Here is a 22,629-nt window from a genome sequence, read left to right on the forward strand (position 1 = left end):
TTTTACTCCGCCACAGGATTCGTCATACTCAAGCGTCTGTTGTATTCCAAGCTGCACCCAAATGGATGATGTTTAAGGGTGTTGAATGAAACAGCATCACAAGTTTGCTCTTGCATCTTGTGGTATTTCGCAACGATTTTTACGCCTTTGCTTTCGCTGTTTGCGTTTAGGGTATAACGCAACTTGTTTACGCCTTTGGCTTTGATTTCTTTCACAAAGCCATCAACAAACTGACTTTCTTTGGCGTCGTAATTGATTGCAAATGTCGACTTTGGATACTGAAGATTAATTTGATTGACGAAGTTAACTGACTTATCCATCGCCACTTCTTTGTTTGTGACTCGAAACTCAAAGGTTTCTACAATTGTGTCTACGGTTGTTTTGTTTGGTGTTACCGATACCGAGCAACCCGAGAGTAATACAGAAACCACCAACAATAGGTTTGCCTTCATTAGTTAAAGCCTCCCGCCTTTATCGTATTTTCCAGCTCTTCGTCATCAACATTTGAAAGATCAAGTTTCAACAAACGCTCAAGATCACTCGTTCGTTTGAACTTCGGCAGTTTGATATCGGTTTCTTTAACAGGATCGACGAGGTTAACTGTCGCTACGATAATCAGCTCAGTCTTTCTTCTTTCAGTATTGGTTTTACTAAACAGTGCACCCAAAATCGGGATATCACCCAGGTAAGGGATTTTGGCTAATGATTCCTGTTCTTCTGATGTCAACAGACCCGCTAGAACAAAGCTTTGACCATCTTTCAATTGCACGGTCGTTTGGGCTTTGCGAGTCCTCAAAGAAGGCACACTGATGAGTCCAGAGTTCACACCATTGGTCTTATCAATAGAGCTCACTTCCGGCAGCAGTGACAAACGAATATTTTCAGAGTCTGTTACTTTAGCAACCATCGACAGCTTTACGCCGTACTCTTTGTAAGTAACAGAGATACCATCGTTATCGCGAACTGTAATAGGGATTTCACCACCGACTAGAAAGCTTGCGGACTCACCGGAAATCACTGATAAATTTGGTTCGGCAAGCACTTGTCCAATGCTGTCATTACCACTCGCTGAAATAACCGCAACGATATCCTCAGCAGTAAAATCTAAAATTTTATTGACGAACTGACCAGCACCACCAATGGACTTACCGTTTGTTTCAGCGTATGAAACCCCTAGCTCGGTCAAGAATGAACTTGAAACTTCTGCAACCGTCAGCTTTACGTTGATTTGATCAGTCGTGAGAACTTTCAGGTTGTTGATGATGTCTTCAAACACATAAGTCGCTGTGTAGTCGAGAGCATCGCCAGCTTCTCCGTTTGCATTAGTGAGCTCAAAAGTGTTCCTTTGTTTGCTCTTTTTCAGCATTTCACCTACGTGGCGATACACCTTGTTTTTGATTTCTTCGCTGCTCACGACACCATCAATGACAACCTGCTCACCAATATTGGTCAGCTTAATGTCTTCATCGGGATACCTTGCAATAAGCGTTTGTTTTAAAAGCCTTAAGCTTTTATTTACTACCACTTCTGCGTTGTAAATTTCGTTTCCTGCTCGGTCGTACGCGATAATGGAAGTGGCGCCACGGCCAATACCGTAAATCACCAATTTCCCGTTTGCGATGACCTTGTAATCCGCAATTTGGGTATCTGCGACAAACACGGTATCAATGTTGCGTTTTACATTAATCGTCTTCGCTGCACCTTTATCAAGGCTTAATAGATCCCCAGCTGACGCGGAAACCGGGAGAAGCAAAACCAATCCCAGCGTGACTGATAATATATTTTTATTGAACACCCTTAATTCCCTCTCAGCTGTCGAACGCCAAATCGATGCTCAATCAAATCGCTACTTTTTACAGATAAGTATTTATGAACCATCTTTGCTGGAACCAGAGTTATGGCTCCAATTTTCTGTGCCATTTCAAGCTTAAGTACCTGTTTAACGGTCAACGCGATAATCAAGCCATATTCTTCATTTGACGAATCATCATCTTCAGAAACGTTCATCGATTGCAAAACCAAAGCCCCGTCAATGATGACGTTGCTCGTTAAGCTATCGATATCGGAATAGCCACTTTCTAATAAATTAGATTGAGATGAGGTTGTGGCAACAAAACTGACGCGATCGCCAGGTTGAATTGGTAGCGCTTCTACAATGCTACTGCCTTGCGACAAGTAGTAGTAAGGCACTTGGTCTTTTTTAAGTGAAAGATACATGTAATCTTTTTCACCAGGATTAGAAACCAAGTCTGGTGTTAATTGCATACCTTCATTGACGTCTTTCGCCCATAGAGCACCTGAATCAATCTTGATACTCGCGTAAGGAACGTATGAATGCTGTTTTGCTTCCGACTCGGGAAACTCACGAATATCTATTGCATCGGTGTTAACCGGCTCAGCTTTGTTTACAGCTCGATTAACGAATGCGACCTCTACAAACACTTCATTTTCGACCACTGCCACTGGCTCAGGCTGATCAAAAAAATCGCTGACGTAGAAAAAAGCCAAAAACATAGTGATGGCAACAAATACAAAAACTAATGCTCTACTCATAGAATAAAAACCTTAAAAGAGAGGGTTTCCCCTCTCTAAATTTATAACTGGTTAACTTATCCTTGTTTACCGTCAGCTTTATTGCCAGAGCCAGAACCTCCAGCAGAGTTAGCACTTTCCATTGAAGTGGAAATTTTGCCCATCGCATCATTTAACGTTGTTTTCAAAGTGCCATCTTTGAATACAAATAGAATAATTGAAGACATTGCTACAGCGATGATTGCGTATTCCACAGCAGTGACACCACGTTTGTCAGAATTAAATTTATGGCGGATATTACGAAGTTTATTATTGATATTTAAAAGCATGTTTACCTCTATTTCCCTTGAATTAATCACTCGTTTCGTGAACGAATAAAATTTACATCAACAGAAACAATCACACCAATTAAGCTTTTTTATTTACATATAAGATGTTGTTATAAAATCAATGAAATCCATTACATAAATTTTTATTATCGAAAACAATTTGAATTTATAAGTGAAAAATTTAAAATAGGAAAATGAATTATATAAATTTTGCTTTGTGGCTAACTTGCCTGGTCAACGTCTTACTCATATTCTATGACGATATTCGTTATAGAATTGTGAAACATCGATTTCTTCTTATTATCTTTATTACTTCACTACTTAGCTTGTTGTTTACTCCAGAACCACTAGCTCAACTCACAGTGAGTATCTCTGTTTTTATTTGTTTCTTTATACTTTGGTTGATAAACATTGTAGGAGGCGGAGATGTAAAACTCATTGGCACACTTTTCTTAGGAGTGAATGATGAATATATGTTAGCTGCAATAGTAACTATAGGATTACTGGGTGGGATTCAAATATTGGTTATGTGGTTAATGTCTGTTTATCGTAAAAAAATACCTTTTGAGAATGGCATCCCTTACACAATACCAATTGGTATAAGTGGGCTCTTTTTCTTCTACATGTCATTAATTTAAGCATTATTAAAACAAACGCCATGTCTATTTATTCAATAGGCATGGCGTTTTTCTACATCACTTCACAACTGGTTAGTAACCGACCCGTAGGTGGTCTACCAACCACGCCTTTAGAAGTCAGTCGGAATGTTTCGGTAATCAAACTTCTCAAACGTTCTTGGTCGATTTTCTTCGCAGCAGAATCATTACACCATACGTACATCTCAATGTACTTGGATAGCGGATACTGGCTACACTTGTAATCGCCCAGTGTCCAACTAGGACAGATAACAAAAGTATTTTCCGCTTGCAGTTCATTGATCATCAATCGAGACGAAGAAGTAGTAAGCCAATGTTTTACTCTAGAAGTATCCACACCAGAAGAGTCAAGCAATACCTCAGCATCTCGCCTAGTCAAAGTATTACAAAAGACGATTCGCTCAGGGTAGCATTCCTCAGGTTTGACTGCACAGCCGCAAGCCAAAATGTATTGCTCTCTATTTAGTGGGAAAACGCGACCTTCCACGGATGTGGTGTCACCAATAGCGAAGACTAAATCGTGGTTATCTTTATCAACACAATTCATGTCGCTATAACTTGTAATAGCTAACTCGACGTCGTTATACACTCTAAAAGAGCTAATTACCTTCGCTACCAATTCAGGAGCAAATGAATCAGATATCGCAATAGAATACCGATCAAACATATCTACTTGAGCCAATTCGTCAAATAATTGGTCATATAAAGACATTGTTCTGTCTGTATAACTAAGTAATATTTGGCCATGTTTAGTCAGATTGAATCCATCTTTTCGATCGAAGACTTCAGCCCCTATAGTACATTCAAGTTTTTTAATATGTTGTGAAACGGCTGGTTGGGTTAAATATAGACTTTCTGCTGCCGCAGTAAAACTTCTATGCCTTGCAACATGTGAAAAAGTGCGCAAGTACTTTACATCGATGGTACGTTTATTTGCTTTCATTTTAATAACACCAAGACCCAATAATTTCCGATAGTTATAATTTTTATAAATCCATAAAGCTACAGATGAAGCTAGTTAATAAATAGCTCCCCTCTATAACTCTGTCTCTTATTTTACGTCTAAGCATTAAACAGTTGTATAAGAAACTAGTTTCTTATTAACTAAGTTTTACACTGATCCGAAAAGACAAAAAACATTGCAAACACATGTTTTAATTATTATTTTACGCTGAAAAATAATTGATTTAAAAAAGGTAAATTTATAATATTGTGTCTTAATCACCCCCTTTATAAGGTCTAAATCCCCCTTTTATTTTAAGTAATCACTTAATAATATTCATATTGTTTTATTTCATAACAAACTATATACATTATATGAACGACAATATTATTAATAGAAATTAAGTAATTATAAGAATACGTATATATAAGTATAAGTTACCGTTATTAATAATTAATTCAAGACTAACTCATTTATACTCGAAAGAAAATAGCAAACGTTTGCCATTTTCGTTCGAACTATAATATGGATTTAAAACGAATGTAAATATGACTATTCAATTAATAATGTTGTATAGATCATAATTCTGGCCATGAGATATGCTTATCATTAAACTTTAATTTGGTTTCTTTTACGGTATTCAAGTGGAGAACAATCATTTTCTCGTTTGAATATCTGCCTGAAAAACTGTGTATCAACATAACCAGATCGACTTGCCACTTCATCAATTGACAATTTTGTTGACCTCAACAGTTCTTTTGCAAAAGATAAACGCCCTAACTGAATAAACTTTAACGGACTGATGGATGTCGCCTCTTTAAATCGGCGTTTTAACTGCCGTTCTGATAAGCAAGCTTCATTCGCTAAATCACTGATAGAAACGATGTCTAGATCCGTGGTGAGAATCCATTTTTGGATTTTTAGAATCAGCTCATCTCTGTGTTGCATGTAACGGAAAACATCACAGTATGAATGAGAGTTTCCACTGCTCTCTATTGTACTTAAAAACTGGTTACCAAGGTTTCGAGTGTGCTTTCCAAAATACTCTTCTACTATTTCCAGCATCACACTTGAGTGAGAGTAAGGTCCAGACGAAAGATAGACGTTTCCGTCAATGAGTGCTTTCTGCTCAGTCATGAGCATTATCTCAGGGAACAGTTCGCCAAAGAGGTGGGCGAAGTAAGAATGCATTACAGCTTTGTTTTGCTGCAAAAGACCGGCTTTCGCGACGACAAAAATACCAGTGTCAATTGCAACTATTTTGCTGCCTTTTAGGTGTAACTCTCTGATCCAATCGAACAATGCAGGATCGATCTTATCTAACGACTCTAAAGGATCGCCAATTGAGCCAATGATTAATATGTTTGTAAAATCAAATGATTGCCATTGTGCGGTGGGCTGAACGCTGATCCCCCCTCGACCAATTAACGGCCGATTGTTTGGCGTAACGACGTGTGTCATGAAACCTTGGAACTCTGCAAATTCAGCTGCTGTTTCCAAGATCTCTAATGAGCTTATTATTGATGCAAAATACCTCCCTGTCGGAGCAAGCGCTACGACACGGAGGTTTTTCTTATTGGTTTCCTTCAATCTTCATTCATCCTGCGAATACAAGGCGATGAATTATAATATTTTTCTACCAAATATCATTTCTTATTACGAATCTATACAAATTATTAACCTTTGTTCTTAGGCTAATCAGGATCATACACAGAATAACCCACAGCCTCATAGAGCCACCTTCTTCACTCTTGACAGGATCATTTTCCACAACAACTTCTTGCTTAACAACCATAGCAACGTTCTTAGTAATAATTGCACCATCATTGTCGTTTACCGTCACTTCAAACGTCAGCTTTTCACTTTTCTCACTCACTTTTGGTAACGTCACTTCTACACTAATCGTGTCCGTGGTGGCAAACTGGGCTTTAGTCCCAGAAACTTGACGCCATTTGAATGAATGATTGGTTGAATCAACGTCTTTTAAGCCAAGTACAGATAGTGTGACTTTTTCATTTGATAGGCCTTCTTTACGACTCGCTTCGATAGAAAAGATCGGCTCATCATTAACCGCTTCGACTGTAATTACAGCCATAGCTGTATTAGATTCACGTCCGTTTTCTTTCACAATAGAAAACTCAAACTGGTCATTACCAAAGTAGTTTTCCTTGCTTTGGTAGGTATTCCCATCAATCTTGCCGTGCATCGGCGGCTTTTTAATGACGATGGTGTCCCCTTTCTCTAGTCCTTGTTGCTGACGTAAGTTAAGTTCCAGTGGTGTATCTTCTAGCGCTTTGTATTGAAGACTATTCGCGGTGATTACTGGAGAATTGATCGTGATGACTACCTCACCTTCTGCTGTCGTCCCAAAATCGTCAGACACTTGATACTTCATTACTGCTCGTTGTTCTGGAATGTCCGAAACAGGAACAGAATAGTGGATTTTTTGTCCTGAGATTTCAGCGCTACCAATCGAAGGCTTTGATGTGATCTTATCTAGCTTCAATGTACTATTCGCATCCGATGAGTGGTCATTCGCCAGTACATCAATCGTAATACTTTCACCGCTTAATACGGTGACGGAATCCGTTTCAACCGTAATACTAGGCTTCGCCTGAGGTTTTTCTAACAAAGCAGCAAAAGGATAGTTACGGCCACGCCCTTCGCTTAATCCGCTCGTCTTGTACGAACTGGTATTTCCATAGAACTGCTTCTTTTTCTCTCCGTTAGACAAATAAGCGTCCAAGAATGAATAGCTGTACTCTGGCTTAGCGTTTTCTAGCTCAATGACCAACAACTGCTCACCTTCATCGATATCAAATGGCGATGCAAACATAACTCGACCACCAAACGTAGGAATCACCCCCGATGACACTTCAACTTGAGTGTCAACGTTAATAGACGCATTCCCCCAACGGTTTGTAGTCAGGTCATATTTAAACATGCGATAACGCATCTCGGAGTTTGGTAGGATTGGCTTAGCAAATAAGTAGAAACCAACCAAAGATTGGTAACCGTCGTTGTTTTCTAACCCAAACCCGATCGTATTGTTGCGGCTGTCTTCATACACGTACGTTCTTGAAAGTGACGTTATCCAAGCCGATTTATTCGTCGATGAAGGAATAGACGCTCGTAACGTGCCGCTTTGATCTGTACTGGCGATATCATTAATCGAGATATTGGTTTCCCGGCCACCGGTGATGAGTTTTAAAGAAGGAGTTGTATCATCCGAAATAGTTACCACATTGCTTGAGCCCGGGAACACATCACCTTGATCTGACCAGCCACGAGTTTGTAGTTCATCCAGACCGTCCGCTTGGAATACCTGAACTTGCATTGGCCCTGTGTCATTGAAACGGTTGTCGATACTTACGGCCGTGATCAAAAGACCTTCACCTGACAACGCACGGTCGTATTCCGTTTTTCTTCTGTTTTCGAAGTAAGCTCTTGGACCTTGCTGTTTCAAATACGGATCGAGATACACCACACCCTCGCCTTGACGAGTCTCGATTGTGCTAGAACCAGACGCTTCAATCACTTTCGGCTTGATGAAACCAGCAGCTTCCTTACTCCATGCCAACATATTGACCGGCGTTTCCCCTGCATACGTATCACCTTGTTTACTTGCCCAGCTTCCGCCACCCATTAATCCCCACTGGCCAACAGAGCCGGAATGTTTGTAGGAATACAAATCAGGTAGACCAAGCATCAAGTGTCCAAGTTCATGGGCAATCACGCCCATCGTAGATTGATGGTCACCTTGGAAGTCAGCAAACAAGCAGTAATCTCGAATGGTCTTTCCATCGATCTCAATCGCATTATGACTATGACGATGAGGCCAAATGTACGGCGTATTTACCGAACCGGCAGATTTATCATACCCCGCAAATACAAACATCACAGACAATTCGTCAGGTGTGATTTTGTCGTCGTTATTCAAATCGTAAGTAGACAAATCCACATAACGGTCTAACTTGTCGTAAGCGGCTTTAAAGGCTTCATTTAACTTACTGTCACAAGTCGCATCATTTTTTGAGTGGCAGTTCGGGTGAGCGATATCCAACGTAAGGTCGATAACACCATCGTTCGCCGTACCTTCCGTTTCTTTCGCAGGCTCTACGATGTAACGTCCGTAGCTATTCTTACTGAAGTAGTCTTTTACACTTTGCTGATTATCCCCAAAAATCACGTTGGTGAAGTCATTCACAAAGTCTTGGTTGTTAAAGCTCACCTGAACAACGAGCAAAGGTTGGTGCGTGGGCTCATTTGTTGTGTTTAGTGCTCGAATGGGAGTTTGCTCAAGATATGGCTCATTCATTGGATAAACGTACTCAGAAGGCGATAAAGAAGACGTCGGGGTGACGCGTTCTTTTAACAGCTCTCTGACTGCTTGTGGCATTTCTAATTTGGCTTCAACCCCAAGAGAAGTGACGACAAAACGCCCATCAACAATTTCATGATTACCATAAAACCACCCTGTCTCTTCATCGTAGACATAAATAATGCCTTCTCTATCTTGATACCAGAAAGATTCTTGATCGCCATAAAGTTTTAATTCTTTCTTTGAGCCATCATTTAACTGAAATTGATGCCAAGTTGGCGCAGGCAGCGTATTGGCATGAGCAAAGGAAACCATCAAAGTGCTGATGATTGGAAAATATATTTTTTTCATATACCCGTCGACTAAAATAAAAATCAAGCGTTATGTATATCAAAATCAATTTTCCCTTCCCAATTAACATTTCTACTGAATTTATAAATAATAGTTATTTGTTCAATATCACATAAAAATTGGCGTGTTGAGCATAATACATTTTTATCTAACCATTAAATTCTATTATTTAACTATGCATCAGTAAAAATATATATTTGACGCCCATTTCAAATACAATACTAATTCTATGAAAAATATTAAAACTGCATGTCTTCTATTATCCATGCTTGGTGTTTTAACTGGATGTGGTGGTGATGATTCTTCCGGTGGAGTCAAGACTGTTCCCGTCGCTGGCGTAGATTCTGGCGACAAAAACGATGACAACGCTGACGTAGATTCAACTGTAGATGACGATACAGATACAGATACAGATACAGATGATGACAGTACCGTCGATGATGATTCCACGAAAGACGACGATACCACTGACGATGACACCGTGGTAGATGACGATACCGAGCTTTTCCCACACAAAGGAAAATGTACTGTTGAAGATTTTACGGTTGACCGAGTCAATATCGAATCAAGAGTCGCAAACAGTGACTACGAGTGCATGAGAACGTGGTTTTCTCCATCGTTAGAGCAAGCAGACGTCGTCTTCAGTACCATGAGCGTGAGTCGAATTACTGGCGGATTAAAAAAGGCAATTGAAGCTTATAAAGGAACAAAAGAGCAAGCTCAGCAAATATACTATTTAGGTGAGTTCATTAAGGCAGCTTACAAAAACCGACACGATACCTTTGCTAAAAAGTTGCAACCTTTCTCATCCGAATTAAGCGCAGATATTGCCAATACCATTCAACAATTTTTGCGCTCGCCATACGCTCTAACTGAAGGTTGCGAACAGCAAGAAGCGCTCGCATCCATGTTGATTGTTGTTGATAGTATTCGACAACTCGCCATCGCCGCACCCGATGTTTTCGCGATTCTTGATAGCTTTTCAGCAGACAAAAGCGACAGCTATTACTACCGTAAAGCCATCAACAATATCTTTGTCGCTATGGCTGGGCACTCACAAACCAAAGCGTTTTACGATGTGATTGAATCTGACTCAAGTTATATCCATCGTTTGAGTGGTTTTATTACCAACAACGAATGGGCGATAGGTACGGATTCTGAACAATTACTTGGCAATGCCGCGCGAGAGCTCGCTAGGCTGGTAAAAACGGAAGATGCAGAGACAAAAAAAGTCGTTGTCGACACTTTAGATTCTTTGCTAAAGCGCTACCCGCTAGGCGGTAAGTCAGACAGAATTTGGGTTGGCATCGCCGAAATGGTTGACGCTTATGCATCAGACTATCTTGAGCAGCTAGGGCTGAGTAACTCAAAATCCGTATTAAAACAGCGAATAATGACATTCAGTTATGATTGTCGCGGACCCGCGCGAATTCTTGCTCAAGAGATGACAGAAGCTCAAGCAATAACAAGCTGCGAAACATTAAACTTCAAAGAAGATGACTTTCACCAAACTGTTAACACCGGATATCAGCCTGTCGCTGACGATTATAGCGATAGTGTCGATGTTATTGTTTTTAAAACCAAAAGTGACTACTCGACCTACTCCAGCTTCCTTTTTGATAACACAACCAACAACGGCGGACAGTTCCTTGAGCGAGACCCATCAAAACAAGGAAATGTACCTCGATTCGTCGCTTATCAAAACGGATGGGGCGACGACTTTTCGATTCTAAACTTAGAGCACGAATATGTGCATTATTTAGATGGTCGATTCAACCAATACGGTGACTTCCATGACACAATGCGCGAAGGCAGTATCGTGTGGTGGTTGGAAGGTTTTGCTGAATACATGTATTACAAAGAGGGCTACAATGCTGCTCTAGTACTTGGCAAAGAAAAGACGCACACATTGGCAGACGTGTTCAGTACGAACTACAGCGACGGTTTAAACCGTGTGTATCGCTGGGGCTACTTAGCTGTACGCTTCATGATAGAGAAACACCCTGAAGACGTTACTGAACTGTTAGGTTACTCGCGTACCGGCCAATACAAAGAGTGGGTAAAACTGCTTGAACGATTAGGGCCTGCTTACAATACCGAGTTTCATTCGTGGCTGGATGAGGTGACGAAAGACATTGACGATTCGGATATTTCTCAGCCAAAACCGAAAGAGAAGCCTAAGAAAATCGAACTCAATACCAGCATCCAAGTAAGCGGTAAAAAGTTCTCTGAAACGCTCTTCTTTGTCGATGTTTCGGAAAGTTATAATCAACTGGAAGTGTCTATCTCCGGCACTGGTGATGCCGATCTATACGCTTGTTACGACAAAGTCTGCCACTACTTTGAGTATGAATGGTCGAACTACACCCATGGCAGTAATGAAACGATTTCAATCCCCAAAAATGAAGACGGTTCAATCAAAATGGGCCAATACTATTTCAGCATCAGTGGTCGTGAAGATTACGACGTAGAACTGTCTGTTGTTGCGAAATAAATTACTCTCATTGTTCATTAAGCACCTGTTTTAGCGATGGTGCTTAATGAACATTAAATATTATTTATAGAGGCATTATAATTCTTAATTTCCTGACATGATAACTTTAGATATAGAATATGAAACGATGTTTAAGTGTGAGTCAAACGTAGTAATAATTAACTGATAAAGTGGATAATATGAAAAGGAATATGCCTTACCTACCTAGCTTCAAATTGACTGACTTTGATATAAAAACGTTAGTACAACCCATCCTCTGTCCTAGAAGCCAAGAAATTAAATATTACGAAACTTTGTCTAAGATAAGCACTTTTGATAAAAGCAACATAAACAACGATGTATTCTTTTCCATTATAGACAACACGTTCATTCAAACTCTCGCTTTACAACAAATTCGATTTTCTCTTGCAAAATACCCTCACCAACTACACTCTTTTAATATTAAACTTTCTTGCTTAGCTGATGAGGACTTTGTCCGTGAGCTTTTAAGCTTCAATGGTGCTAAGTTTGCTCTTGAGATAAGCGAGCTTGATTGTTATACCGAATCAAAAGAAATACGCGAAAATTTATCAATGTTACAAGCGAACAATATCGAAATTTGGCTGGATGACTATCACCGTAACAACAAGTTGGCTAACATGTCTCTTGGCAAAATACTTTGGGATCGTATCAAGATTGACAAAAGCTTTCTAAAACACGCCGGCCAAGAGTCTATACAAGCTCTAGAGTACTTTTTAGCCCCTTTCTGTTTACACGGATTGATCTTCGAGGGCGCTGAGTACATCGAACATCATAAGATGTTAAAAACAAGCCACTCGTTGACTCAAGGTTACTATTACTTTAGACCGTCCCCATTAAACTCTCTCGATTCAAAACCGTGCGCTTCCGACTCCGGAAAGCTCTCGTATGTAGGATAGGCAAAGAGCCCAAAACTTTCAATATAGAGGTCGCACAGGTATCAAACCTTGCATAAACACTGAACTTAAAACGTCTGAACAATGTAACCAACTGATAAATAAAAGCTTAATACTAGATATAATGACTAAAAAACGTGTTTATGAGTAGCTAAAGATAGCTAGGAAAATTTAGAGCTGATGCTTTAAATCAAGCTCTGTAAAATTGTTGATATTTAGACTTTAAAGCTTGCCTAATCATATTCTAAAAGTAGCTCTAATACTCTCCCATTTACCTTACAACTATCCGAACAGGTAGTAAGAATAATGAAACCACTCTCCTTCTAGAGTGTGCCTTATATAAAGACCAAACTGGTTATGTACTTCTTAATTAAAAATAAAGAACTAGAAAACTTTGCCAAAGTAGGACCCTCTTGTCTCTATCGGTAGGGCCCTTTTAATTTTTATGCAATAAATTAGATTAGCGCTTTTTTGAGTATAGGCGGGATACGGCTTCATCTTTATAGGCGTGATGTTGCCCAGCAAGCACCTTATTGAAACTGTCTAATGCGTTATTGAATGTTGCCTCGGACTTATTTTCAGCCCATTCGCCAATTTTAGTGAGCAGATCGGATTTGAGTGTTTTCATATCCTTCGAGTCTTCAGCCATCTTGGTGAGCTCTTTTGCCGCATTGCTAGAAGGCTCAATCAGTTTATTGAATACCTTCTCCAAACCTTTTTGGTGATTATCGCAATAACGTTGCCAAAGCTGTGGCTCTTGCCCCACTGACCAGCCGTTAAACTTGGTTTGTAAGTAGGTTAACGTGTCATCACCTAACCACTCAGATAAATGCGTATTAGAAGAAACACTCACACCACCACCAAACTTAACAGCACCTGCAGTCACGGAACCTTTGCCACCTAGTGAGCTGGATTCCGTCGCGCGAATGTATTGAATATGGAATTTATTGTCTTCCCCTTTCACCATGTTTAACTCAAGTTGAGCACCGAGTCCAAGTGCACCTTCCAGCCCTAAAGTCGCGTCACTTGGCAACTGAGCTTCGATGGAGTTTCTCGAAAGAAACTGACTAAGCGCCTCCCCTAAAACCGCACGAGCAAAGGTTTTCTTCTCACCTTGTGCTCCCTCTTTTGATGACGGCTCACCTAGCGGGACATTGGCAGTGAAGGCGATATTAAGGTATTCACCATCATTATCGGGGTTGATGTCACCTACAATATTGTTGTATTTGACGACCATTCCAATGTCTTTGCTCACACCCGGAACTTGCACAGATACATTACCACTCAGTTGTACGTTGGTGCTTTGCGCCCCCGACACTAGCGTTAGCTGTTTTTCAATGTCTCGCTTTTGGTCAAGGTTCATCTGAGGGTTACTATAAGCACGGTCGATCTCGGTAAGGAATTGGCAAAAACCTGCTTCGTCTTTATTAAGATAAGGCACCTCTCCCTCAGAGAAGCTCGCCAAGTAAGCTTGGGTTAACGCGACATGACTACAGATCACCGCGCGTAAATACTCTCCTCGACCAACAGCACCGCGGTCACTTTCCATACCATGCTTAATAACGCCCATTTGCTTATCCGCATCGCGGCTTTTACTCGAATCCTTCTGGTTAACGAGGATTGAATAGCTCTCGTACTCTTTGTACAAAGTGGTAATGACATCTTTGATCTCAGCACGCTTTGCTTTCAAGACATCAGCATTGAGTTCGCCGGTTTTGGGGTTTTGAGCCGTTGGATCTGCTTTTACCTTTTGGGCAAGGTCACTGACCTCCAACGCCGTTTCTTTCATCCACTCTAAACCTTGTGAACCGCTTAGAGTCTGGCGACTGCCAAGAAATTCAGCGTCTTTTGCATATCCTTCAAACGGTACTGAAACAGTAAAATAGTCCGGATTACGAGCCATAAGTCGGACAGGTTGCTGACGCAGTTGTTGGAGCAAATCGGTATGCTTAGTGAAGTAAGTCTCGGTTATCGACGCAGAGCCACCACCGCTGATTTTAGAAAGATCTTTTATCCCTACACCAGCACCGCCAGAAAGACTTCCAGCAAAGGTTTCTGCTTTCACCGGAGCATCGTACTTTCTGCCTTTTACTTCTATTTTGTCGCCTTGTCCTAAGATCCCTTGCTGACGTAAGTCTTGCTGTAGTTTGTGGTTGTTTGCGACAACACTTTCAAGTAATCGGTCAGCTTTACGAGCTTGATGGATACCGCCTAAATTGGTCAATTTCTTAACACCACTTCCTGCAAGCATCGCGATCATATCATTGGCATGATAATCCACAAACGACTTAAGATTCGGGAAGCTTTGTGCTGCGCCCAGCCCCAAATTACCACCAACATGAACGTCTACAGGTACTTCGCCTCCACCCGCTGAGGCATTAACACCAAGAGAGAAGTTATGCTTCGCGCGAATTTTTGTGTCATCACCACCAAACACTTTGAAGTCGTATTTGAGCTCAACGGTTACCGATGCGGCCTCAAGATTAAACAGACCAAGCGCAGGACCTATCTCAAAAGAGGTCGATACGGCTGACTCCGTGCCGCCTTTAATTAACCCACTGAACTGCTCGGTTAATTGCTGTTTGAATTGATCACGTAGCTGCTCTAGCCCTCCGCTGCGTAACTGTTCTGCTAGTCCGGCAATTCGAGTGTGCTCTGGAGACCCCTTTTCCAAGTTTTCGCATATCTTTGCCAGCGCTTGATAGGCATTACTGTAATTTTCTGCGGTCTTGGCGCTCTTTAGTATGGACACCGCATCACGGGCAATATTGACACTTTCAGATACAGGAAGACGACCCAGCGCTTTAAGTAATAGCGAACTATCGCCAGTTTTAAATACGTTACCAAGCGCCGCGTTGGCAAACAGTTGTAGATTGCTAGAAGAAGAACCTAGATACGTTTCTAAGTGCCCTGCCGCAGCAAGCACCTTCCCAAACTCTCGGTTTGATAAGGTATCGCTCTTTTCTTTTAGATAAGGCGTTTCCAATAAAGCCGTTTGGACAGACTGGGGAAAATTAGTGAAGATTTCCCGTTGATTTTGGCTAAACAAGGCTTCAACGCGGTGCGCAGATGATAAGCTAGCTTTGCCACTTAGCTGTGGATTGCTCGCTACATTTAGCGCCAACGGACTGGTGTTGTTAGTAACTTCCACTTCCTGTACAGGTTTAGTATCAAGAGAACGATCAACGAAAGACGTATTCACTGAAGTCATGGCATCACTCCTAAACAAATAAAGAACTGCGAGGAGAAGAGAAGCCACTCATATCCTGCGCATCAACTGTCGCTGGCTCCGCCTCTAATAACTTTTGCTGCCAGTAGCTAGCAGCATCGACAAACCCGGAAAGAAGTTCAGAAAAACGCAGTTGGTCTTGGTGGCTCACAGACATAGCGAGCAAAACACGCTTCTCATCGAGCAATGAGAGCGTTGCACCATTGGTTGAATTCCAGAGACAGTTTCCTTCAAGAAGCCCCCGCATTTGCCTTTCTTCTATCAGTTCTCCAACCAAGGCATAAATAACAAGTTCATTTACGCGAAGTTCGAGATTGACTATCATTTTAGGCTCTTCAAACATTACCGCTGTTAATGAGAATTCGTCGAAAGAGACTGGCTGACCTACTGTGTCACCGAGCACTTTCTCCCACTGCATTTTTTCCATAACAACTCCAAACTTTTCCGAGAGAGGTTCTGACGCCACGGTTAACAAAATACAGTTTGTTATTATGGCCTCGTTTTTAGCTCATGTTAAAACTCTCAGAAAAAGGGCGTTATCAGTAACAGACTTTTTTTTATCAGTACTCGGCGAAATTTTTTAGGCGTTAAGTTTAGAGCTCTATTTTCTCTTCGATATTTTTTAAATCGGCTTACACTAGTATTTAAGGTAACTTACTACTTTATTAATCCTTTATAATAAATATATTTACAGTATGATTACCTTGCCCAAAAAGCATTCCTATAGGAATTTATAATATAAGATATAAAAATGTTATTTATGATGGTCATTTATAAACAACATCAAGCTAACCCACCTAAAACATCAAAAATTAAGAAATTAATAGTCACTTCAAATTGAATCGATATTAGGAGTTCCCTTCGTTAATATGGATACATGATAACGATAGAGTACATATAACTTTATAGGTATTCGGAATAATTCGTTCTACAACTGTGAAATAATTACACTTGATGCATTTAAGTTTTCATCATGATATAAACATGCCTATTTTTTACGCTCACAACACCAATTACTCTGAACTTCAATAGTGCATTTACGCATCATTTTTCGTTGTTAGCAATAGAACTAGAAAGGTTGGCTTAGTAGTTATCAACATTTTAGTACCCAAAATAAAATGTTAAGATGGTCACATCAGTGCTGTTGTAGCTACAAGTGAAGAATAAAATACATTTGGTACCCCACTTGATGCCACACCAGCTTAGCCATAAAAACTAAAGGTATATTTTTCAAATGGTTAATAACTCAATCCAGTGGTTTCCTGGCCACATGCACAAAGCACGTAAAGAGATCGAAGAAGCAATCCCACAAGTGGATGTGATCATCGAAGTACTGGATGCTCGTATTCCTTTCAGTAGTGAAAACCCTTTGATTTCTCAAATCCGTGGTGACAAGCCGGTCGTTAAAGTCTTGAACAAGCGTGATTTGGCCGATCCTGAGTTAACTCAATTATGGATTGAGCACTTGGAGCAAGAGCAACACGTAAAAGCAATGGCAATCACGACGTCAGAACCGCAAGAAGTGCATCGAATCATGGAGCTTTGCCGTAAACTTGCCCCACACCGTGAAGAGATCGGTAAAAACATTCGTACCATGATCATGGGCATCCCAAACGTTGGGAAATCGACAATCATCAATACTCTAGCTGGTCGAACGATCGCGGTGACAGGTAACCAGCCAGCGGTAACACGTCGTCAACAGCGCATCAACCTGCAAAATGGCATCGTTTTATCCGATACACCAGGGATTCTGTGGCCAAAAGTGGAAAACCCACACAGTGGCTTCCGTTTAGCTGCTACTGGCGCTGTAAAAGATACTGCGATGGAATACGACGAGGTTGCGTTTTACACCATTGAGTACCTAGCAGCCCACTATGCGGACAAGCTTAAAGAACGTTACCAAATCGAAGAGCTTCCTGAATCAGATATCGAGATCATGGAAGAGATTGGTCGTCGCCGTGGCGCACTACGCGCAGGTGGACGTGTGGACTTGCACAAAGTATCAGAGATTTTGTTGCACGAACTTCGCCAAGGCACACTAGGCCAAATTACACTAGAGCGCCCAGAAATGATCACTCAAGAGCTGATTGAAGTCGAGATTGAAACCGCTCGTAAAGAAGAAGAAAAAGCGAAGCGTAAAGAAGAGCGCCGCAAGCGCTATCTACGCAATAAGCGATAAACTGATATTATCTTTTCCCAATCATATTTTAAGGCGCGATTTTCGCGCCTTTTTTGTTATCTAATGCGCCCATTTTTTCACTTTTCAAACTTTATATTCCTCATACAAAATCCAGACATGAAGCACGAAAAAATACCGCAAAATCGCCGTATAAACTTTAAGCACAAACTAGTTTAGACCCCGGGCCCCTATAGAGTTACAGCCACCATCCAACCCTCAAATGTCGAGTTTGCAAGGGTCTGCAAACTTATGCAACCTGGTTAGTGACACTCTCCCCAAAATCCGCAATATGAATAAGTGTCAGCGCTGGCGTTTTTCCATATGAAGAAGAGATTTATTATGAGTGAAACTATACAAAGCAAACCACTTCCTTCCTTTATTGAGGAACGCCTAGATTTTCATATTCAAGATCTAATTGAACCGAACGAGAACAAGAAACACCTTGTTCTTGGTAAACGTCCACCATGTAATGCCGTTGTTATGCAAAGCAATGATTACCTGGCACTGTCCCATAACAAGGAGATTCAAAACGCGCATCGTGATGCGATTTCTCAACACGATGACAACGTCGTGATGTCCGCGATTTTCTTGCAAGATGATGAGTCGAAACCTGCATTTGAAACTCAACTAGCCAGTTTTGTCGGCATGCCTAGCTGTCTGCTTTCTCAATCGGGATGGGCTGCGAATGTCGGTTTATTACAAACTATTTGTGCACCGAACATACCTGTGTATATCGACTTCTTTGCGCATATGTCTTTATGGGAAGGTGCACGTATCGCAGGAGCACAAATTCATCCGTTCATGCATAACAACACCAACCACTTGCGAAAACAGATTTCACGCCATGGTTCGGGAATTATTGTTGTGGATTCGGTTTACAGCACTATCGGAACCATTGCTCCTCTACGTGATATCTACGAAATAGCACAAGAGTTTGACTGTGGCTTAGTTGTGGATGAATCGCACTCGTTAGGTACGCACGGTCCGCAAGGTGCGGGGCTACTGCAAGAGCTGGAGTTGACTCATATGGTGGATTTTGTAACCGTAAGTCTTGCAAAGACATTTGCTTATCGTGCTGGCGCGATTTTAGGGGCAGAAAAGCTGGCGAAGACGCTTCCATTTGTCGCGTATCCTGCCATTTTCAGTTCTACCGTGTTACCGCAAGAGATCATTCGGTTAGAAAAAACACTGGACGTCATAAAAAAAGCCGATGACAAGCGGGAGATTTTGTTTAAAAGAGCGAAGTCTCTAGCCGTTGGTTTAAAACGTATTGGGTTTACTATTCGCAGTGAGTCGCAAATTATCGCGCTAGAATGTGGCAACGAAAGAAACACTGAGCGAGTTCGCGACTTTTTAGAAGAAAGGAATGTCTTTGGCGCAGTTTTCTGTCGCCCTGCAACAGGAAGAAACAAGAACATCATTCGTTTTTCTGTCAATGCGGACATGACTGCCGCCGAAGTCGATCACGTTCTTTCCGCCTGCCAAGAAGCGTTTGTTCATCCCGATCTAGAGTTTGTATAAGCTAGAGTGTAGGTAAAAATAAAGAGCTCAGCCGTTTGCTGAGCTCTTTATCCGTATTCGCGTTATGATCAACTCGTCTCGAGATAACACAGTTGCGAGTGATTAAATCCAGTTTGCGATTTTGTCGAATAAGCGATTTTTATCCGCTGGTTTCACGATAAAGTCAGACATGCCAGAAGAGCCTATTTTGTCCAGCGTAACAGGTGAGCTATCCCCAGTATGCGCAATAATAGGTACCGACGCATAGTTTTTATCCGAGCTTCGAATTCGCCTTGAAGCTTCTACACCATCCATGATGGGCATCTCGATATCCATAAGAATGAGGTCAACGTTCTCTTGCTCTAATGTATCCAGTGCTTGCTGCCCGTCTTCTTTCTGAATAACTTCAAAGCCCTGCTTTTCGAGTAACATCGCGGTAAACTTTCGCAAAGATTCGTTATCATCCACGACCATAATTGTCCGTTTATTTGACGTATCCAAAGCCACTGAGGCCGTTGGTGTCGACACATAGCTTGAATCATACAAGAGACGGTCAATGGTTGGCTTAGTATTCAATAACCAGGCTTGAGTCTCGACCCAAATAGGCTCATATGCCGCTTTGCGTGCTCTCTGTGTCGGGTGATGCTCAAAAAGATAAACGATACGAGCTTCCGTGAAAGACAGAAGAGATTCTAATCTATCTAATTGGTTTGCTCTTGCATCCAAGCTCTCAAGATCGATAAAAATCAGGTCAAATTCGAACTCATACTCTTTCTTTTTGAGCACTTGATTAACATCTAAGATCGTTGATTCAAAACCCATAAAACGGCTAATGTCCGTCACTTTCGACACAAGAATATCTTGATTAGTCACCGTTAGGATGGTTTTGAGTTTGGTCAAATCGTTTTTAATTTCAGTCACGATATCAGATGTGATCGGCGGGAAAGTTAACGTGAACTGAGACCACTCACCTAGCTGAGACTGGCATTCAATGTTACCTCCAAAAGAACGCATCACTTTTTTACAAAATGGCAAACCCAAACCATAGCTGCCTGACTTACCTGTTGTGTAAAAGTCCTGAAATATATTACGTAGGACATCAGGAGCAATGCCTGCACCATTATCGGTTACAACGATTTGGTTTGAGTGCTCCGTACTCGTCATGGAGACATGTATGTGGAAATCTTCAGATGTGCGATGATGGAAGGCGTTCTTGAAAAGGTTATACATAACGTATTTGAGTAAGGTATCGCTACCAAGAAAATCAAACTCACTTCTCGCATCTAGGGATATAGCAAAGCGATCCGTCGCACGCTTATAACTAAAGCTTTCAATCGCTTTTTCAACCACTGAGTGAGCAGAATGCTTTTGGAAACTGGATCGCGAGACACGGTTTTCGTCTATCGATGTCAAAAGTAAATCTATCGTCTCGTTGCCCGACTGGATGATGTTCATCGCATCCTCACTAACTTCGCGCAGCAGGGTGACATCCTCTCCGCTCATCAGATATTGGTCTTTCTCGGCTTCTTTTTTACTGGGTAAGACTGATTGGATAACATCGATTGACGTGCAAAGGCCACTTAAAGGGTTACGCATTTCATGCGCAATTCCGGCCCCGAATGACTTGGCCAACGACACTTTCGCTTCGTGCTCTACTTGGTTCCGAAAGTAGAATAAATTGCCAAATACATAAATAAAGAGAAAGATTGGCACATGCGTCCAGTCCATTGTTAAATCGAGATGAAACCCTTTCGCCACCCAAGCAAAGAACGTCGCTAAACCTATTCCGGAAAAAGTTTGAGCGAACATAACTCTTGTGACATGAACCAATAGAATGTGCAAGAAAATCGCGGACATAAAGGACATGACCCAAACATTGGACCAGTCATTCATCAATAACATATAGAAAAAGAAAAACGGTAAGCAGATCGTTATCGTCACTTGGTAGTAAATATGGATATATTTTCGCCACGTTGACGACAAGCGGTTTCTAAAAATGATGCCAAAGAACAATAGTGAACAAAACAGTCTGAGCGGCAAGTTTTCATAAGCCTGTGGGAAAACAAAATCCCAAACAAAGTAGTACAGCGGAAAGCCAAGAAACCCCATCCAACCAACGAGAGTCAGGTTGGGTTCTGCATATTGATAAACCTTACGTATCGAGTCCATATTATCTATTTTGCCTACTCCGCCTGACGTCCCAATAGTGTGATTTGCATTCATTCTTATCGTTTTATTATTAAGTAATTATATATTACTTAACGCTTATAAGCAGCGCGAAATGGCGCAAATATTTCGCGACGCTTGTCTTTAATTTCAATCTTTTAAGATAGCGACACTTGATTTACAACCAAATAAATGAAGTTGCATATAGTTTAGTGTAATTTTGCGATAATCGCGTTGTATCCTAAGGGATGTTAATCTCATATACGTTCGAGACATTTAAACAGCGCCTTTGGCTCGAACTTCCAAAGATTTAACGACAGCACTCACTGTGGATGTAACGCGGTGAAGAACAATTGGCTTGGGGTGTGTTATGGAACCTTTACAAATAAAAAACGTAATTTTTGATGTGGGAAATGTATTAGTACGCTGGTCTCCGGTAGAGATTGTTCGCTTAACATTTGGTCACTCAGTAGAAGCGGAAAAAACGGCCCAGTTGCTGTTTTCATCACAAATCTGGAAAGACTTGAACAAAGGAATCATTTCCGAAGAGGAAGCCAAACTGTGCTATCAACGTGAGCACAAAGTGACAGCGGAAGAAATGGACCGCTTTTTTTACTACGTCAAACATACACAAATATTACTTTACGGCAGTGTCGAACTGCTAAAAAGAATAAAAAGTGCAGGATATAGCGTTTATGCGCTCACAGACAACGTCAACGAAATTGTTGAGCATCTTCGTGCTACCTATGAATTCTGGCCGCTGTTTGACGGTGCAATCATCTCTTCTGAAGTGCAGTTACTAAAGCCACAAGCTGAGATCTACCAAGCCCTACTTTCAACATATCAGCTTCAGGCTGAGGAAACGGTATTTCTTGATGATATGCCATACAACGTCGAAGGGGCCCGAGCGGTAGGCATGTCTGCCATTCAATTTGAAAATGCTCAGCAATGCGAGTCAGAGCTAAAAGCCATGGGGCTTTGCTTTTAAGTCGCCCACTGAAACACAATACTTTAG

General features: G+C 41.2%; 16 protein-coding genes. 6 read left to right on the forward strand and 10 right to left on the reverse strand.

The window, feature by feature from the left end; all coding sequences use genetic code 11:
- Positions 1 to 2: 2 nt before the first annotated feature.
- From F7Y48_RS09955 to F7Y48_RS09970, 4 genes are read right to left on the reverse strand one after another with little or no spacing between them, the layout of a single operon-like run.
- Positions 3 to 452 carry a hypothetical protein gene (locus F7Y48_RS09955; protein ID WP_005445974.1) on the reverse strand — a complete coding sequence of 150 codons (450 nt, stop codon included), beginning with the start codon at positions 450 to 452 and terminating at the stop codon, positions 3 to 5.
- Positions 452 to 1,795: a type II and III secretion system protein family protein gene (locus F7Y48_RS09960; RefSeq protein ID WP_124007825.1), complete on the reverse strand. Its 1,344-nt coding sequence runs from the start codon at positions 1,793 to 1,795 to the stop codon at positions 452 to 454. Before F7Y48_RS09960 ends, F7Y48_RS09955 begins: the two co-directional genes overlap by 1 nt.
- Before the next feature lie 2 nt (positions 1,796 to 1,797).
- Complete coding sequence (locus tag F7Y48_RS09965) at positions 1,798 to 2,553, reverse strand: pilus assembly protein CpaB (protein ID WP_124007824.1); 756 nt, start codon at positions 2,551 to 2,553, stop codon at positions 1,798 to 1,800.
- 56 nt (positions 2,554 to 2,609) lie between these two features.
- Positions 2,610 to 2,861, reverse strand: coding sequence for a Flp family type IVb pilin (locus tag F7Y48_RS09970; RefSeq protein ID WP_046876019.1), 252 nt, complete (start codon positions 2,859 to 2,861; stop codon positions 2,610 to 2,612).
- A 194-nt stretch (positions 2,862 to 3,055) separates the two neighbouring features.
- On the opposite strand from F7Y48_RS09970, the gene F7Y48_RS09975 reads away from it, so the two are divergent.
- Positions 3,056 to 3,499 (forward strand): prepilin peptidase, encoded by a 444-nt coding sequence (locus F7Y48_RS09975; RefSeq protein WP_124007823.1) that lies wholly within the window; start codon positions 3,056 to 3,058, stop codon positions 3,497 to 3,499.
- A 52-nt stretch (positions 3,500 to 3,551) separates the two neighbouring features.
- Here F7Y48_RS09975 and F7Y48_RS09980 read toward each other — a convergent pair whose 3' ends face one another.
- From F7Y48_RS09980 to F7Y48_RS09990, 3 genes are all read right to left on the reverse strand, one after another.
- Positions 3,552 to 4,460 carry a LysR family transcriptional regulator gene (locus F7Y48_RS09980; RefSeq protein WP_124007822.1) on the reverse strand — a complete coding sequence of 303 codons (909 nt, stop codon included), beginning with the start codon at positions 4,458 to 4,460 and terminating at the stop codon, positions 3,552 to 3,554.
- Positions 4,461 to 5,069: 609 nt separating this feature from the next.
- Positions 5,070 to 6,050, reverse strand: coding sequence for a GlxA family transcriptional regulator (locus F7Y48_RS09985; RefSeq protein ID WP_253658115.1), 981 nt, complete (start codon positions 6,048 to 6,050; stop codon positions 5,070 to 5,072).
- Positions 6,051 to 6,096: 46 nt separating this feature from the next.
- A complete protein-coding gene (locus F7Y48_RS09990) occupies positions 6,097 to 9,132 on the reverse strand; it encodes a M6 family metalloprotease domain-containing protein (RefSeq protein ID WP_316683737.1) in 3,036 nt (1,011 codons plus the stop codon).
- 265 nt (positions 9,133 to 9,397) lie between these two features.
- On the opposite strand from F7Y48_RS09990, the gene F7Y48_RS09995 reads away from it, so the two are divergent.
- Complete coding sequence (locus tag F7Y48_RS09995) at positions 9,398 to 11,626, forward strand: M9 family metallopeptidase (protein ID WP_316684290.1); 2,229 nt, start codon at positions 9,398 to 9,400, stop codon at positions 11,624 to 11,626.
- A 179-nt stretch (positions 11,627 to 11,805) separates the two neighbouring features.
- The gene (locus tag F7Y48_RS10000; protein WP_046876013.1) at positions 11,806 to 12,543 is read left to right on the forward strand and encodes an EAL domain-containing protein; all 738 of its coding nucleotides are present in this window, start codon (positions 11,806 to 11,808) and stop codon (positions 12,541 to 12,543) included.
- A 457-nt stretch (positions 12,544 to 13,000) separates the two neighbouring features.
- Here F7Y48_RS10000 and F7Y48_RS10005 read toward each other — a convergent pair whose 3' ends face one another.
- Together F7Y48_RS10005 and F7Y48_RS10010 are read right to left on the reverse strand one after the other, a co-directional pair.
- Positions 13,001 to 15,751, reverse strand: a complete 2,751-nt coding sequence (locus F7Y48_RS10005; RefSeq protein WP_316683738.1) for a hypothetical protein — start codon at positions 15,749 to 15,751, stop codon at positions 13,001 to 13,003.
- Between the two features lie 10 nt (positions 15,752 to 15,761).
- Positions 15,762 to 16,196, reverse strand: a complete 435-nt coding sequence (locus F7Y48_RS10010; protein ID WP_258508428.1) for a type III secretion system chaperone — start codon at positions 16,194 to 16,196, stop codon at positions 15,762 to 15,764.
- Between the two features lie 807 nt (positions 16,197 to 17,003).
- On the opposite strand from F7Y48_RS10010, the gene ylqF reads away from it, so the two are divergent.
- Positions 17,004 to 17,948 (forward strand): ribosome biogenesis GTPase YlqF, encoded by a 945-nt coding sequence (gene ylqF / locus F7Y48_RS10015; protein ID WP_005376521.1) that lies wholly within the window; start codon positions 17,004 to 17,006, stop codon positions 17,946 to 17,948.
- A 339-nt stretch (positions 17,949 to 18,287) separates the two neighbouring features.
- Positions 18,288 to 19,469, forward strand: coding sequence for an alpha-hydroxyketone-type quorum-sensing autoinducer synthase (gene cqsA, locus F7Y48_RS10020; protein WP_301659027.1), 1,182 nt, complete (start codon positions 18,288 to 18,290; stop codon positions 19,467 to 19,469).
- A 102-nt stretch (positions 19,470 to 19,571) separates the two neighbouring features.
- Here the strand turns inward: cqsA and F7Y48_RS10025 are convergent, their stop codons facing one another.
- Entirely contained in the window at positions 19,572 to 21,617 is a 2,046-nt protein-coding gene (locus F7Y48_RS10025) for a response regulator (RefSeq protein ID WP_316683739.1), read from the reverse strand.
- A gap of 367 nt (positions 21,618 to 21,984) precedes the next feature.
- On the opposite strand from F7Y48_RS10025, the gene F7Y48_RS10030 reads away from it, so the two are divergent.
- The gene (locus F7Y48_RS10030; protein WP_316683741.1) at positions 21,985 to 22,602 is read left to right on the forward strand and encodes an HAD family phosphatase; all 618 of its coding nucleotides are present in this window, start codon (positions 21,985 to 21,987) and stop codon (positions 22,600 to 22,602) included.
- Positions 22,603 to 22,629 lie beyond the last annotated feature (27 nt).

The organism is Vibrio sp. 2-1-2a (genome assembly GCF_032648565.1).
In the GTDB taxonomy this organism is placed as follows: Bacteria; Pseudomonadota; Gammaproteobacteria; order Enterobacterales; family Vibrionaceae; genus Vibrio; species Vibrio diabolicus.

Excerpts from the sequence above, each read along its gene's own strand:
- F7Y48_RS09955 (WP_005445974.1), bottom strand. The coding sequence starts at position 452 with ATGAAGGCAAACCTATTGTTGGTGGTTTCTGTATTACTCTCGGGTTGC.
- F7Y48_RS09965 (WP_124007824.1), bottom strand. The coding sequence starts at position 2,553 with ATGAGTAGAGCATTAGTTTTTGTATTTGTTGCCATCACTATGTTTTTG.
- F7Y48_RS09970 (WP_046876019.1), bottom strand. The coding sequence starts at position 2,861 with ATGCTTTTAAATATCAATAATAAACTTCGTAATATCCGCCATAAATTT.
- F7Y48_RS09975 (WP_124007823.1), top strand. The coding sequence starts at position 3,056 with ATGAATTATATAAATTTTGCTTTGTGGCTAACTTGCCTGGTCAACGTC.
- F7Y48_RS09980 (WP_124007822.1), bottom strand. The coding sequence starts at position 4,460 with ATGAAAGCAAATAAACGTACCATCGATGTAAAGTACTTGCGCACTTTT.
- F7Y48_RS09990 (WP_316683737.1), bottom strand. The coding sequence starts at position 9,132 with ATGAAAAAAATATATTTTCCAATCATCAGCACTTTGATGGTTTCCTTT.
- F7Y48_RS09995 (WP_316684290.1), top strand. The coding sequence starts at position 9,398 with ATGCTTGGTGTTTTAACTGGATGTGGTGGTGATGATTCTTCCGGTGGA.
- F7Y48_RS10000 (WP_046876013.1), top strand. The coding sequence starts at position 11,806 with ATGAAAAGGAATATGCCTTACCTACCTAGCTTCAAATTGACTGACTTT.
- F7Y48_RS10005 (WP_316683738.1), bottom strand. The coding sequence starts at position 15,751 with ATGACTTCAGTGAATACGTCTTTCGTTGATCGTTCTCTTGATACTAAA.
- F7Y48_RS10010 (WP_258508428.1), bottom strand. The coding sequence starts at position 16,196 with ATGGAAAAAATGCAGTGGGAGAAAGTGCTCGGTGACACAGTAGGTCAG.
- ylqF (WP_005376521.1), top strand. The coding sequence starts at position 17,004 with ATGGTTAATAACTCAATCCAGTGGTTTCCTGGCCACATGCACAAAGCA.
- cqsA (WP_301659027.1), top strand. The coding sequence starts at position 18,288 with ATGAGTGAAACTATACAAAGCAAACCACTTCCTTCCTTTATTGAGGAA.
- F7Y48_RS10025 (WP_316683739.1), bottom strand. The coding sequence starts at position 21,617 with ATGGACTCGATACGTAAGGTTTATCAATATGCAGAACCCAACCTGACT.
- F7Y48_RS10030 (WP_316683741.1), top strand. The coding sequence starts at position 21,985 with ATGGAACCTTTACAAATAAAAAACGTAATTTTTGATGTGGGAAATGTA.